Source organism: Roseobacter cerasinus, from assembly GCF_009811755.1.
GTDB lineage: Bacteria > Pseudomonadota > Alphaproteobacteria > Rhodobacterales > Rhodobacteraceae > Roseobacter > Roseobacter cerasinus.
The window spans coordinates 259194-272650 of the sequence record NZ_BLIV01000001.1 but is presented as its reverse complement, the minus strand read 5'-3'; the positions used below and the strand labels follow the sequence as shown (position 1 = coordinate 272650).

General features: G+C 64.4%; 13 protein-coding genes. 1 reads left to right on the top strand and 12 read right to left on the bottom strand.

The annotated features are described in order from the left end of the window. Positions 1–56 precede the first annotated feature (56 nt). From So717_RS01380 to radA, 5 genes are all read right to left on the bottom strand, one after another. Positions 57–707: an SDR family NAD(P)-dependent oxidoreductase gene (locus So717_RS01380; RefSeq protein WP_159974416.1), complete on the bottom strand. Its 651-nt coding sequence runs from the start codon at positions 705–707 to the stop codon at positions 57–59. Positions 708–738: 31 nt separating this feature from the next. Then, positions 739–1143: a DUF1801 domain-containing protein gene (locus So717_RS01375; RefSeq protein ID WP_159974415.1), complete on the bottom strand. Its 405-nt coding sequence runs from the start codon at positions 1141–1143 to the stop codon at positions 739–741. A 45-nt stretch (positions 1144–1188) separates the two neighbouring features. After that, positions 1189–2661 carry an amidophosphoribosyltransferase gene (gene purF, locus So717_RS01370; protein ID WP_159974876.1) on the bottom strand — a complete coding sequence of 491 codons (1473 nt, stop codon included), beginning with the start codon at positions 2659–2661 and terminating at the stop codon, positions 1189–1191. 155 nt (positions 2662–2816) lie between these two features. Further along, complete coding sequence (locus tag So717_RS01365) at positions 2817–3371, bottom strand: CvpA family protein (RefSeq protein WP_159974414.1); 555 nt, start codon at positions 3369–3371, stop codon at positions 2817–2819. 28 nt (positions 3372–3399) lie between these two features. After that, a complete protein-coding gene (gene radA / locus So717_RS01360; RefSeq protein WP_159974413.1) occupies positions 3400–4761 on the bottom strand; it encodes a DNA repair protein RadA in 1362 nt (453 codons plus the stop codon). 130 nt (positions 4762–4891) lie between these two features. On the opposite strand from radA, the gene So717_RS01355 reads away from it, so the two are divergent. Next, a complete protein-coding gene (locus So717_RS01355) occupies positions 4892–6556 on the top strand; it encodes a tetratricopeptide repeat protein (RefSeq protein WP_174238974.1) in 1665 nt (554 codons plus the stop codon). A gap of 150 nt (positions 6557–6706) precedes the next feature. Here the strand turns inward: So717_RS01355 and So717_RS01350 are convergent, their stop codons facing one another. The 7 genes from So717_RS01350 to So717_RS01320 form a co-directional block, all read right to left on the bottom strand. Continuing rightward, the gene (locus tag So717_RS01350) at positions 6707–8692 is read right to left on the bottom strand and encodes a CocE/NonD family hydrolase (RefSeq protein WP_159974412.1); all 1986 of its coding nucleotides are present in this window, start codon (positions 8690–8692) and stop codon (positions 6707–6709) included. Positions 8693–8824: 132 nt separating this feature from the next. Next, a complete protein-coding gene (locus So717_RS01345) occupies positions 8825–9931 on the bottom strand; it encodes a DUF4147 domain-containing protein (protein WP_159974411.1) in 1107 nt (368 codons plus the stop codon). Positions 9932–9942: 11 nt separating this feature from the next. Then, positions 9943–10389 carry a D-aminoacyl-tRNA deacylase gene (gene dtd / locus So717_RS01340; protein WP_159974410.1) on the bottom strand — a complete coding sequence of 149 codons (447 nt, stop codon included), beginning with the start codon at positions 10387–10389 and terminating at the stop codon, positions 9943–9945. Positions 10390–10398: 9 nt separating this feature from the next. After that, positions 10399–11505: a TFIIB-type zinc ribbon-containing protein gene (locus So717_RS01335; protein WP_159974409.1), complete on the bottom strand. Its 1107-nt coding sequence runs from the start codon at positions 11503–11505 to the stop codon at positions 10399–10401. Next, on the bottom strand, positions 11502–11927 hold the full coding sequence (locus So717_RS01330; protein ID WP_159974408.1) for a hypothetical protein: 426 nt from the start codon (positions 11925–11927) through the stop codon (positions 11502–11504). Before So717_RS01330 ends, So717_RS01335 begins: the two co-directional genes overlap by 4 nt. Further along, complete coding sequence (locus tag So717_RS01325; RefSeq protein WP_159974407.1) at positions 11924–12325, bottom strand: Rid family hydrolase; 402 nt, start codon at positions 12323–12325, stop codon at positions 11924–11926. The genes So717_RS01330 and So717_RS01325 overlap by 4 nt, the downstream gene beginning before the upstream one ends. A gap of 1 nt (position 12326) precedes the next feature. Beyond that, positions 12327–13436, bottom strand: a complete 1110-nt coding sequence (locus So717_RS01320; protein WP_159974406.1) for an SPFH domain-containing protein — start codon at positions 13434–13436, stop codon at positions 12327–12329. Positions 13437–13457 lie beyond the last annotated feature (21 nt).

Here is a 13457-nt window from a genome sequence, read left to right as displayed (position 1 = left end):
CTTGATAGGCGAGGGCTGCGCAAGCGGCAAGGTGGGAGCCTCCGGCGGGAGTATTTTTAGAAGGATGAAGGGGCGATCTGTGCCAGAATGGTGGCGGCCTCGTCATGTGGGTCGCTGAGCGTGCTGTGACTTTCGCCCGGATAGAACCGCCTGCGTGTTGCCGTGGGCATGGGTGCGGGGGTTATGATGTGCACCTTTGGCCCGGTCTTTGTGGTTTCCGCCTGCCAGCTTTTTGCCAGCGCGATCTGGGCTGCCTTGGTGGCGCCGTAGGCCCCGAAGAACTTTTGCCCGGCGCAGGGGTCATCAAAAAAGACCGCTTGGCCGTTTTGACCAAGCAGCGGCGCAACATAGGTGATCAATGTGCTTGTCGCCGTGACATTGGCGGCGACAGATTTCGCGAATTCCTTCGTGTCGATATGACTGGCCGGGGAGAGCGAGGCGGCATGAATCGCCGTGTGCAACCAGAGGTCGAGCTGCCCCCAGCGGTCAAAAATACCGCGGCAGAGCGTGGCCATGGCCTCGGGTTTGGTGATATCCATGGGGGCCAGTGTGGCGCTTCCCCCTTTGGCTTTGATCCGGTCGTCGAGCTCTTCCAGCGCGCCGGTGGTCTTGGCGACGGCGATGATGTGATGCGTGTCGCTGAGCGCTTCGGCAAGGGCAGAGCCAAGGCCACGGGAGGCGCCGGTGATGAGGGTTGTTTGTGTCATGCGCGCCTGATGGGCGGGATTGTGCGCGGCGTCAAGCGCTCTTGCGGTGGTATGTGAGCGTCAGAAGGGCGCAGTGGTCGATGGTCGCTTCTGGCAGCGGAGCATCGAGCGCGAGATGCAGCGCCCGGTTGCCTTCGTAAGCAAAGGCGCCGGGGTAGAGCGTGCGCATCGTCTCAGCCAGCGTCGTCTGACAATGCACATAGAGGCTGAGGCGCTGCGGGGCTGTCTCATGCCAGTCGCAGCGAAGGGTCGAGCCGATGCGGGGCCGGGTTGGCAGCCAGGAGGGCTGACCCCATTTCAGCGTCTCTGTCAGTCCGCCAATCTCAGCGCGCTGTGCAACCTCGTGCACGATCCCGCGCAGTGCGGTGAAGTGGGCTTGTGCAGGGGCAGGCCATTTTTTGACTTGGGTCTGAATGTCGTCGGGCAGGTCTGGCATGGGCTGAGTATCGGCGAAGCTGCTGACACCCTCCGACAAGAGCGATTACTCCGCCGCTTTCATCTCAAACCCGCTTTCGATCTGGTCGGCGGGCTCCACCGGGTATTCGCCTGAGAAACAGGCGTCGCAATACTGCGGCTGTTTGGCGTTGCGCCCCTTGGCCTCGCCCACGGCCCGGTAAAGGCCGTCGAGCGAGATGAATTTCAGGCTGTCGACCTGCAGATGGTCGCGCATTTCCTCTTCGGACATGGTTGCGGCCAGCAGTTTTTCGCGTTGCGGCGTGTCGACACCGTAAAAACAGGGCCAGGCTGTGGGCGGGGAGGCGATGCGGAAATGCACCTCCTTGGCACCCGCATCCAGGATCATCTCCTTGATCTTGCGGCTGGTGGTGCCGCGCACCACGGAATCGTCCACCAAGATCACCCGTTTGCCTTGGATCAGCGCGCGGTTCACGTTGAGCTTGAGGCGCACGCCCATGTTGCGGATCTGCTCCGTTGGCTCAATGAAGGTGCGGCCCATGTATTGGTTTCGGATGATCCCCATGGCGTAAGGAATGCCGGATTCCAGCGAATAGCCGATGGCCGCTGGCGTACCAGAATCCGGCACGGGGCATACCAGATCCGCCTCAACCGGCGATTCCTTGGCCAGCTCGCGTCCAATCGACTCGCGTGTTTCATAGACAGACCGCCCGCCGAGGATGCTGTCGGGGCGGCTGAAATAGACGTGCTCGAAAATGCAGAACCGGGGTTTTTGCGGACGGAAGGGGAACTGGCTGTCGATCCCGTTTTGGGAGATCACCACCATCTCGCCGGGTTCGATCTCGCGGATGAACTCTGCCCCGATGATGTCGAGCGCGCAGGTCTCGGAGCTTAGCGCCCAGCCATCGCCGACCTTGCCCAGCACAAGCGGGCGCACGCCCAGCGGGTCGCGCACGCCGATCAGCTTGGTGCGGGTCATGGCCACAACCGAAAACGCGCCCTCAACCCGGCGCAGCGCGTCTTCCATGCGCTCGGGGATCGTGCGCTGCAGGCTGCGCGCCATCAGATGAATGATGCATTCGCTGTCTGAGGAGCTTTGGAAGATCGAGCCGCGCTCGATCAACTCGCGACGCAAGGCGTTGGCGTTGGTGATATTGCCGTTGTGGGCAATCGCCGCGCCCCCCATGGCAAACTCGCCAAAGAACGGCTGCACATCACGGATCGCCGTCTGCCCCTTGGAGCCCGTGGTGGAGTAGCGTACATGGCCGATTGCCAGCGGGCCAGGCAGCGTTTCCATGACCTTTTGCGAGGTAAAGTTGTCGCGCACATAGCCAAAACGCCGCGCGGACTGGAAGCCTTGTTCCGGATCGTGGCTGACGATGCCGCCTGCCTCTTGGCCGCGATGCTGCAGCGCGTGCAGGCCAAGCGCCACGAAGTTCGACGCGTCACCAACGCCGATCACTCCGAAGATGCCGCACTCCTCTTTCAGCTTGTCGTCGTCTTCAAGGACAGACGCGTCAAAGGGGTGCGCGGGAGGCATGATCTTGGACAACGGGGCAGCTCCGAATCCGGTTCGAGATGTCACCCCGTATGTAGGGGCTCCGGCCCGCGCTGTCACGAAACTATCACGATCTGCGGCACAATTGTCGCCTTCCGAACACGCCTCCGACACGTCACGCGGGAAGTGCCCAAAGGTCAGGCGCCGCAGTTGCCTACAAGGGTCTCGTATTGCTGGGTGATCCAGCCAAGCGCCTGCTCGGGTTCGGAGTTCTGAATCTGATCGGACACTTGCGCGAACACCACTGCAGAGCGGCTTTCATCGACCACGGTGTAGGTCTCGCCCGTGACGATGGTTTCATAGACGAAGAAGGCGATGGCCACGAGCAGCACGCCGCGCGCCACGCCAAAGACAAAACCAAACCCCTGGTCAATCCCACCCAGAGCGGAGCGCTGCACCACGGAGGCAAAGAGTGGGGTAAACAGCGACACCACAATCAGCGCCACGGCGAAGACAAGCGCAAAGGCACCGATGATCGATAGCTCGCAACTATCGGCGATGAACTCCCCAACGACAGGGATTTCGCGCACGAGCGGCTCAACTTGCGGGGCAAAGATAAAGCCAAGCACGGCGGCGGCAATCCAGCCAACGATGGCCATGACCTCGCGGACCAGCCCGCGCCCGTAGGCCAGCAGGGCCGAGACGATGATGACAAGCGCCACCACGCCGTCAATGATGGTAAAGCCTTCCATAGTCCCTCAACGCCTTTTTGTTTTGCGCTTATCCTGCGCCGAATATCTCGCCCACGAAGCCGGTCAGATCGCTCATGGTGTTGAGGGTCAGACCGCTGCCGCGCGCTGTTTTTCCGCCCGAAGGTGCGATGGCAGCGGTGAAACCAAGTTTTTGCGCCTCTTTCAACCTGTTTTCGGTCTGGGACGCCGGGCGCAGCGCGCCGGAGAGGCTGATTTCGCCAAAAACCACCGTGTCGGCGGGCAAGGCGGCATCTTCACGCGCAGAGAGCAGCGCGGCCGCCACCGCGAGATCAGCGGCGGGTTCGCTGACCTTCATGCCGCCTGCCACATTCAGATAGACATCGAGGCCCGCAAAGGGGATGCCGCAGCGGGCCTCCAGCACGGCGAGGATCATCGCCAGGCGCCCACCATCCCAGCCGACGACCGTGCGGCGGGCCTGCGCGTGTGGTGAGGGGGCGACGAGGGCCTGGAACTCTAGCAGCACAGGCCGGGTGCCTTCGACACCTGCAAAGACGACAGAGCCAGGGGATGGTTCGCCACGTTCACTGAGAAACAGCGCGGATGGATTAGGAACCTCCGCTAAGCCTTTGCCTGTCATTTCAAAAACACCGATCTCATCCGCAGGGCCAAAGCGGTTCTTCACGGCCCTGAGAATGCGGAACTGATGCCCGCGCTCGCCCTCGAAATAGAGCACGGTGTCGACCATATGTTCGACCACCCGGGGGCCCGCGATCTGGCCGTCCTTGGTGACATGGCCGACAAGGACCACGCTGATGCCCTTGCGCTTGGCAAAACTCGTCAGCTCATGAGCGGCAGCGCGAACCTGGCTGACAGAGCCGGGCGCGCTCTCGACATTGTCGGCCCACATGGTCTGGATCGAGTCGATGATCGCCAGTTGCGGCTTTTCCGCTTCCAACGTGGTCAGAATATCGCGCAGGTTGGTCTCGGCAGCGAGCTTCACGGGTGCGTCGGCCAGGCCCAGGCGCTGCGCGCGCATGCGCACCTGGGCCGACGCCTCTTCACCGGAAACATATATGGTTTTCAGACCATTGCGCGCAAAAGATGAAGCGGCTTGCAGCAGGATTGTGGATTTGCCAATCCCTGGGTCACCCCCCACCAACGTGGCAGAGGCGGGCACAAGGCCGCCGCCCAAGACGCGGTCCAGCTCCTCGATGCCCGAACACGTACGCGGCGGTGGTGCCTCCTCGGTCGACAGGTCGGTGAGCACAACGGAGGACCCGCGCCGGGCGCCAAGCGATTTGGCAGGCCCCTTCGAGATGCCCGCATCTTCGGAGATGGTGTTCCACTCACCACAGGCCTCACAGCGCCCGGCCCATTTGGTTGTGACATTGCCGCAGGCGGAGCAGGAAAAGGAGGGGGATTTGGCCATATCCCGTTGTGGCGCAGCGGGCAGATGTGCTCAACCCCTTTTGCAGGTGGGACCTCTTGGCGCGGGATTGTTTTGTGCTGACGTGATGCGCGGGCCTCGTGCTAAGACAGACATCATGGGAGGGGCTGTGATGTTGGACTATCCGTTTGATCTGGGGCGTTATCGTCGGCCGGTCACCACGTCGTCGGAGGCGGCACAGATCTGGTTTGATCGGGGTTTGAACTGGGTCTTCGGGTACAACCATGAAGAGGCCGGGGTGTGTTTTCAAAACGCGCTGGAGGCTGACCCGGGCTGCGCAATGGCCTCCTGGGGGCGCGCCTATGTCATCGGGCCAAACTACAATCGGCCATGGGAGGCGTTCACGCCGGAACAGCTGCGCAAGATGCTGGCCAAGTCCCGCGCCGCGATCAGGACCGCCAAGGCGACCATGGGATCGGCGTCAGAGGTCGAACAGGCTCTGATCCTCGCGTTGGAGCACCGCTACCCTTCGGACGAGCCTGCGCCAGATCTGAGCATCTGGTCGACGGCCTATGCGCAGGCGATGCGTGAGGTCTATGCCCGGTTCCCGGAGGATCCGGATGTGGCCACGCTCTTTGCCGAATCCATGATGAACCGAACGCCCTGGCAAATGTGGGATCTGCGCAGCGGGCAGCCGGAACCGGGCAGCGATACGCTGGAGTGCCGCGAGGTGCTCGAAGATGGGTTGCAAAAGGTTGCAGCGCGCGGGGCGCAGCGTCATCCTGGGCTGCTGCATCTCTACATCCATTTGATGGAGATGTCGCCGGTGCCGGAGGTGGCCTTGCGCCATGCGGATGAGCTGCGCGAGCTTGTGCCAGCCGCCGGGCATCTGGCGCATATGGCGACGCATATCGATGTGCTTTGCGGTCACTATCAGGATGTGGTGACCTGGAACCACAAGGGCATCCTCGCGGATGAGGCCTATTGGCGGCACGCCGGCGCGATGAATTTCTACTCGCTCTACCGGGTGCACAACTATCATTTCAAACTCTACGGCGCGATGTTTCTGGGCCAGTTCCGCCCCGCCATGGAGGCGGTTGAGGGGATGATGAAAACCATCCCCGATGCGTTGGTGCGCTGCGAGGATCCACCCATGGCCGATTGGTTGGAGGGGTATTTGTCGATCAAGACCCATGCCTTGATCCGCTTCGGGCGCTGGCAGGCGCTGATTGACGACCCGCTGCCGGAGCATTCGGTGGACTACGCGATGACAACCGCATTGAACTGGTATGGGAAGGGCATTGCCTATGCCGCCCTGCAACAGCCCGACAAAGCTGACGAGGCGCGGCGCGCATTTGAGGCAGCGGCGGCGCGTGTGCCTGACAGTCGATACATTCACGTTGTCCCCTGTACGCAGATTCTCGCGGTCGCCCGCGAGATGCTGAACGGTGAGGTCGAATACCACCGTGGCAAGTACGACGTGGCCTTTGCCCGGTTGCGCCAGGCGGTCGTGCTGGAAGATGCGCTGCCCTATGACGAGCCCTGGCCCTGGATGATGCCAAGCCGCCATCCCCTGGGGGCCTTGCTGATGGAGCAGGGCCATCATGTGGAGGCGGCTGCGATCTATGAGGCGGATCTGGGGCTGAACGACACCTGCATCCGCGCAAACCGCCACCCCAGCAATGTCTGGGCTTTAAAGGGTCTGCATGCGTGTTATCTGGCGCTTGGCCAGACGAGAGAGGCGGCAATGATCAAGCCGCAACTGGACGTTGCGCTGAGCCGCGCGGACCCGGGCGTTTACGCGTCGTGCTTTTGCAGCGGCAGGAGTTCTGGCTGACCTACTCCAAACCCAGCGGATCCCACGCCAGTTGACGCCCGTTGGCGCTGCCCGGTCCTCGATGGGTCGCGATGGCGTCGCGCTTGAGATCCGACCTCGGATCTCGGGCTTCAAGACCGCAGCCCGTGTTATCTTGGCTGGCCTGAGCCCCTAGATGTGGTCGCGCGCAACACTGTCGGTCAAATCACGCTCATAGATCAGCCTGTCGTTCTCATAGGCCTCCAGCCGTGCGCTCAGATGGAAATGGGTGGCGTCTGACCACATCTCGCAAGATGCTTCGGTGCGCAGTCGGATGTCGTCGCGCTCAAGCTCCTGGGTCCAACGGCAGGCGCCGTGGGCGGACAGGGGATCATCCGGGTGGATTGACCATGTCTCCTGCGCCGCCGAGCCGGAGATGAGCCCGTGATCGAGGTCGCGGGTCTTGCCAAAGTCGTCCTTGATGCGGAGCGTGACGATGCCTGTTGCCATGTCGACCTCCCGGGTGCGGCTGTTGCCCGTCGCGCGCAGCGCCTCCGCCTGCGGTGGTGGTGCGGCCTCGGGCGGCGGCAGGTTCACCTCTTCGCGGCGCGCGGTGCGGCGCACGGGCAAATGCAGGCTGCCCCCCTGCAGCGTGATCGTGCCGGATTGTGGGGCAGGCCAGATCAGCGGCCAGTAGGCGGTTGAGACGGACAGCCGCAGTTTGTGCCCTTTCGGCAAGCGGTAGGCGATGGTGTCGAGCCAAAGCTCCACCGGCATGGGCGTGTCTGTGGGCATGGGTGCCGGGTCGGCGGGGTCTTCGCGGTGGCTGAGGTTGAGCGCGCCATAGGTGATGCGGGTCGAGGCACCATCGGGGTGCACGTCGCAGAGCCGCACCGCGATCTGGGCCTGAGGTTGGTCACTGCTGAGCCGCAGTCTTACCTTGGGTGCGCCGAAGATGTCGGTGTCCTGATCGGCGGGGGCAGTGTCGAAACAGGCAGATTTTGCGTCATCCTCGCGCTGATCGCCGGGCATGTCTGGGCCGCCCCAGATCGCGCAGTATTCGCCCGCCTCTGCGCCGGTGTCCTGGGGGGAGCAGATCGGGGTTGTGATCGTGCCGCGCCCGTCCGTGAGCCCGTGCCGGTTGAGATAGAGCGTGCGGTGCGGAATATGATGCGTGGCACCATCGGCCTCGGCGACCCAGCGCCCGGGCCGTTCTGTATAGGAGCGGGCAGGGCGCACCGCATCCATCATATAGGCACGAAAGTCGGGGTCGTCCTCGACGTCCGTGCCCTCATCCCTGAGCCAACGGTCCCACCAGCGGAGCGCCTCTTGCAGGAAGCCGATGCGTGGGTCCGGTGTCGCCAAATGCGGGTAATCTTGCGCCCAGGGGCCGACGATGCCCTTTGCGCCGGGCAGGGCCTGCACCAGCTGCGGGACAGCGTTTTTGTAAGCGTCGCCCCAGCCTCCGATGGCCAGCACCTTGGCTGTGATCGCGTCGTAGTCTTCGCAGACCGAGCCGTGCCGCCAATAGGTATCTCTGTGCTGATGGCGCAGCCAAATGCCGGGAAGGAAGGGGTCTTGTTCAAGCCGTTGCAGCCAGATCTCGCGCCAGTCGCTGCGTAAGGCCGGGTCTGGCGGCCGGGAGCTGTAGGACCACATGGCGGCACCCCAGCCCAGGTTTTCATTCAGCAGGCAGCCGCCCTTATAGTGGATGTCGTCGGCAAAGCGGTCAACGGTGGAGCAGAGCGTGATCACCGCCTTCAGCGGTTCGGGCGCGCGGGCGGCGACCTGCAGGCTGTTGAAGCCGCCCCAGCCGATCCCCATCATGCCGATGCTCCCGCTGCACCAGGGCGCGGCGGCCAGTTGGGTGACCACTTCCAGCGCGTCGGAGAGTTCCCGTGTGGTGTATTCGTCTTCCAGCCGCCCGTCGCTGTCCCCGGTCCCACGCATGTCGACGCGCACGCAGGCATAGCCGCGCTCGGCAAACCACGGGTGGGTCAGCGCGTCGCGCGCGGCTGTGCCGTCACGCCTGCGGTAAGGCAGGTATTCGAGAATCACGGGAACGGGATGCTCGGCGGCATCCACAGGCCGCCAGATGCGGGCAGAGAGGCGGGTGCCGTCAGAGAGTGTGATCCCATAGTCGGGCAGATCTTCGATGTCTTGCAGGGTCGTGTTCATGCCCGGACGGTTGCCTTGACGCGTTCGGTTGTCAAGCGTGGGGAAGCGGTGGCCTGAAAGCCCACCGCACCTGCCTGCCAAGACCGTTTCTACCGGCAGGTAGGGTGGGCTTTCAGGCCACCCTTGGCCGCATCAATCTTTCAGCGCGATCACCAGATCCATGACGTTGGTGCCTGTGGGGCCGGTCTTCAGCAGGGCGCCTTTTGCGTTGAGCCAGGTGCCCGCGTCCGCGTGATCAAGCGCGTCTATAGCTGTGTCGTCCCAGGTTGTGCCGTCGACCAAAGCCCCAGCAGCATCCGTCGGGCCGTCCGTTCCGTCGGTACCGGCGACCAGAAGGCGAAGACCGCTCATTCCCTTGATCTCTTGCGCCAGCATCAGGGCCAGTGCCTGGTTCCGGCCGCCTTCCCCGGGGTTGGGGGGCAGGATCACGGTTGGCTCACCACCAAAAACATGTACGCCCGGTCCCGCAGACCGCAGCGCCGCACCGATCCGGGGCGCAAGTGCCGCGATGTCGTCGTAGAGTGCCTCGTCATTTGTGCCGACGGGCAGACCCGTTTGTTTGGCAGCCGCAACGACAGCTGCGCGGGCGATGGCATTGCTTGCCACGATGCGGGCGTCGAAGCCAAACGCAGGTATCGCGGGCGCATCGCCAATGCCGGAGCCAATCACCGCAAGGCTATCGCCTTCCACATCCGAGATGGCGAGGGTCGTCACGGAGGTGCCTTGGAACTGCCCAAGCAGCTTGCCCCCCTTCACGCGGCTTACAGCGGTACGAGCGGCGTTCATGGCATGGATGTCAGCGCCCGACGCGAGCATCTCCTGCGCACGGGCTTTCAGGCCTGCCAGATCAAGGCCATCTAAAGAGGCTTCGGCCAGCGCGGATGCACCGCCGGAAACCAGCATCAGCAGGTGACTGCCCGCGGCCATGCCCGATACCGCCTCAAGCAGCCGTGCGCCTGCCGCCAGGCTGTTCTCGTCCGGCACGGGATGCGCGGCTTCGATTACCTCGGCGCCCTCTGGTGCCCCTTGGCCATGGTGATACTTGGTGACCACCAGCAGCGGCGCCTCGGGAAAGGCCGCATGCGCGGCCCGGGCCATCGCGGTCGCCGCTTTGCCGACCGCGACAATCTGGTCCGGCGGCGGGCAGGGGCGCGCCGTGAGCGCTGCGGCCACCGCCCTGTCGCCCCGCACCGCCGCCACACCGGCCCAGAAGAGCGCTTCCAAATCCGTGGTGTGCATGCGCGCCTCCCTTAGGGCTGATTGGTGTCGAGCCAGAGCGTCACCGGACCGTCATTGACAAGAGCCACTGCCATATCCGCGCCGAAGCGTCCAGTTTCGACCGGCACGCCGAGGCCGCGCAGGCCTTCGGCAAAGTGCCTGTAAAGCGCGCGCGCCTCCTCCGGCTTGGCGGCCCCGGAAAAGCCCGGGCGGTTGCCGCGCGAGGTATCGGCGGCCAGGGTGAACTGGCTGACGACAAGGGCCGCGCCGCCGGTCTGCGCGAGGCTGAGGTTTATCTTGCCCGCATCATCCTTGAAGAGCCGCAGCTTGCTGATCTTCGCGGCTAACCGCTCTGCCACAGCCTCATCATCTCCCGGCATGGCGCAGACGAGGATCAGTAGGCCCGGACCAATGTCGCCGATGACCTCGCCCTCGACGGTCACGGAGGCCTCGGAGACCCGTTGAAGAACTGCGCGCATCGGGACCCCTTACTGACTGATGGCGGCGACATAGCCGACGGCAGCTGCCACGATCCCGCCGAGGATCACGGCGATGGCGATCTTGACGGCGGACCAGGGTCGCTCGCCCTGCACCTTGCCGGTGCGGCCGTTCACGACGAAGCGGTAAGTCTCGCCGCGGTACTTATACGCGGCGAGCCAGACCGGCAGCAGCACGTGCTTGAAGGTCACATCGCGCAGCTCGGTCTCGACCTGGTGGATGCGTTGCCGGTCGCCGCCTATATCGAACCGGATGTCGCGGGCGATGATCTGGTCCATGCGCTGGCGCGCCTCGACAAAGCCGTCCTTGAGCGCCACCGCATAGCCCTCGGCCCGAAACCCGGCGAGATATTCGGGCGCATAGGGCTGCATGTCGCCCAGATCCCAGGGCTCCAGCGCGCCGGTGAAGCGTTTGGGCAGCGAGGTCGAGGCCAGCACAAGCACATCGTCGAAAAACCGCGCGACGCGGCCCCGGACCCCGCGCCAGCGGATCTTGGGTACCCGGATCTGCTGGCGCTTGCCGTCGCGCATCACCGTGTGGGTCTCGTAATAGACCGTGCCGCGTTCCCCCCGATACAGGCTCTCCGTATCGGCGTCGAAGGTCCAGTAGGGCACATAGATGCCCTGCATCCGGCGCCCCTTGCGCGCATACTCCTGCAGCCCGTTCGGCGCAAACCAGAGGCCGCCGAGCCAGTCGGTCATCGCCTCGCGCGCGGTGGCCTCGTCAAAGGCGAAGGGCAGTACGCCGCGCGGCTTGATGTGGCGGTGGGTGCCGGTGTCGGTGACCACGGGCGTGGCGCAGAAGGGGCATTCGGTGGCGTGCACATTCGGGTCGAATTCGACCTCCGCCGCGCAGTTGGGGCATTTGGAGACGCGCGTCTCCTCCATCTCCATCGCGGGCAGCGCCTGGTTCAGCGCGGCCTCCAGATCAAGCTCCTTGATCTCGGTTTGCCCCCAGGGGCCGGCGTCGAGGCTTTCGGTGTTGCCGCAGTGATCACAGACCAGTTGCCGCCCGGCGGGGGCGAAGCGCATGTCGCCGCCGCAGGCGTCGCAGGGGAAGTGGTGTTCGGCCAGGGGGGGCTGGGCGTCTGGTCTCATAACATACCGTGAAGGGCGGAGGGTGTGATGCGGCGCAGGGCGCCATCGCCGAGCGCCGTGTGGCGCCAGAGGTGGAAGATCGCGTGCAGCGCGGAGGCGGCAAAGAGCGTGACCAGCACATCGCGGGGGCTGGGGCCGGGGAGCGCGGTGCCGACGGCGACGGTTAGTGTTGCGACGCAGGCCCAGCCGAGCAGCGCGTACATGCCGCGGCTGAGCCACGGGTGTGCTGTGCGCAAAGCGCCTTCAAGCTTGGGGCCGGGGCCGTTCATCAGGCCAAAGATCACCGCGAGGGCCACCATCGCCAGCCCGACGATGCCGAAGGCGGCATTGAGGGCGGCGCTCTCCAACCCGGCGGCCAGCGCGAGGATCAGCAGGGTGAGCACCAGCCAGTGCAGCAGGATCGTGGCGCGGCGGCGGGTCATGCGGGGCGCTCCTGCGGGCTGTGTGCGACGAGGCGGAACTCCACCAGCGCGCCGGGGCGGCGCAGCCCAGCGACCTCGACGGCGGTCCAGGCGGGCAGGGGTGGGGTGAAGACCTCCTCCAGCGTCGCCTGCACCGGCGCGAAGGTTGTCGCAATATCAACGTGATAGCTGGTCATCTCCACCACGTTGGTCTCATCCGCGCCTGCGGCGGCCAGTGCGGTTTGCGCTTTGTCCAGAGCGATGCGGGTCTGCTCGGCGGGGCTTTCGGGCATGGTGCCATCGGCGCGGCCCCCGGTGGCGCCGGTCAGGAAGAGGAAGTCCCCGGCGCGGATGACGGGGGAGAAGCCGGTCGCCGCCGCTGCCTCTTTCAGCGCCTCGGGGATGATCGCCTGCCGCATCTTACGGTGCCGGGGGCGGGGGTGGGGGCGGTAGCACGGTAAAGAGCTGGGCGAGTTCAGCTACGTCTTCGGCGCGCATCCAGCCGTCCTGACCGGGCGTCCAGACCAGGCTCTGGCGGGTGAGCGCGCCGTCGGCGGCCATGCGGCCAAGCGCGGCCTTGGAGTAAGGGCCCTTGGTCTGACCGTTTTCGGCGACGTGCCAGACATGTTCGACGGGTGGGGGTGGAGGTACTGCCGCAGGGCTGGCTGTACGCGCGCCCCAGGGACCTTGCTGGGCCGCCGCGTGGCCGATCTGCATCCCCAGCCCTGCGCCAAGACCCGCCTGGATCGCTCCGGCGCCAGCCCCCTCGCGACCCAGAGCCTCGGCCGCCTGGAACTGCATGTATTCATTGAGATTTCCAATCACACCCATGGAGGAGCGCTTGTCCATCACCTCTTCCACAGCAGGGGGCAGAGAAATGTTTTCGATGTAGAGCTCCGGCATCGCGAGCCCGTATTCGGCCAGTTGCGCCGCGATTTCCTTGCCGACCAGCTGGCCCAGCTCGCGCGTGTTCGCAGCCATGTCCATCACCGGAATGCCCGCGCGCGCAAGGGTGCGCGAGAACTCCTGCACGAGGATGTTGCGGATCTGGAAGCTGATCTCATCCATGGTGAATTCGCCGTCGGTGCCGACGATTTCCACGAGGAACTTCGCCGGATCGGACACCTTGATCGAATAGGTCCCGAAGGCGCGCAGGCGCACAGGGCCGAACTCCGGGTCGCGGCAGATGATCGGGTTCTTCGTGCCCCATTTCAGATCGTTGAAGCGAGTGGTATTGACGAAATAGATCTCGGACTTGAACGGGCTGCGAAAGCCATGATCCCAGTGCTGCAGGGTGGTCATGATCGGCATGTTGTTGGTCTCGAGCATGTAGAGACCGGGGGTGAACACATCCGCAAGCTGGCCTTCATGCACAAAGACCGCCGCCTGGCCCTCGCGCACGGTCAGCTTGGCGCCGTATTTGATCTCGTGCCCTTCGCGTTCGAACCGCCAGACCATCGTGTCGCGGGTCGAGTCCGTCCAATGGATGACGTCGATGAATTCGCCGGAGAGAAAGTCAAAAATACCCATATCAGTCGGTCCTCTAGGTCA

Coding starts and splice junctions, on each gene's coding strand:
- So717_RS01380 (WP_159974416.1), bottom strand. CDS start 707: ATGACACAAACAACCCTCATCACCGGCGCCTCCCGTGGCCTTGGCTCT.
- So717_RS01375 (WP_159974415.1), bottom strand. CDS start 1,143: ATGCCAGACCTGCCCGACGACATTCAGACCCAAGTCAAAAAATGGCCT.
- purF (WP_159974876.1), bottom strand. CDS start 2,661: ATGCCTCCCGCGCACCCCTTTGACGCGTCTGTCCTTGAAGACGACGAC.
- So717_RS01365 (WP_159974414.1), bottom strand. CDS start 3,371: ATGGAAGGCTTTACCATCATTGACGGCGTGGTGGCGCTTGTCATCATC.
- radA (WP_159974413.1), bottom strand. CDS start 4,761: ATGGCCAAATCCCCCTCCTTTTCCTGCTCCGCCTGCGGCAATGTCACA.
- So717_RS01355 (WP_174238974.1), top strand. CDS start 4,892: ATGTTGGACTATCCGTTTGATCTGGGGCGTTATCGTCGGCCGGTCACC.
- So717_RS01350 (WP_159974412.1), bottom strand. CDS start 8,692: ATGAACACGACCCTGCAAGACATCGAAGATCTGCCCGACTATGGGATC.
- So717_RS01345 (WP_159974411.1), bottom strand. CDS start 9,931: ATGCACACCACGGATTTGGAAGCGCTCTTCTGGGCCGGTGTGGCGGCG.
- dtd (WP_159974410.1), bottom strand. CDS start 10,389: ATGCGCGCAGTTCTTCAACGGGTCTCCGAGGCCTCCGTGACCGTCGAG.
- So717_RS01335 (WP_159974409.1), bottom strand. CDS start 11,505: ATGAGACCAGACGCCCAGCCCCCCCTGGCCGAACACCACTTCCCCTGC.
- So717_RS01330 (WP_159974408.1), bottom strand. CDS start 11,927: ATGACCCGCCGCCGCGCCACGATCCTGCTGCACTGGCTGGTGCTCACC.
- So717_RS01325 (WP_159974407.1), bottom strand. CDS start 12,325: ATGCGGCAGGCGATCATCCCCGAGGCGCTGAAAGAGGCAGCGGCGGCG.
- So717_RS01320 (WP_159974406.1), bottom strand. CDS start 13,436: ATGGGTATTTTTGACTTTCTCTCCGGCGAATTCATCGACGTCATCCAT.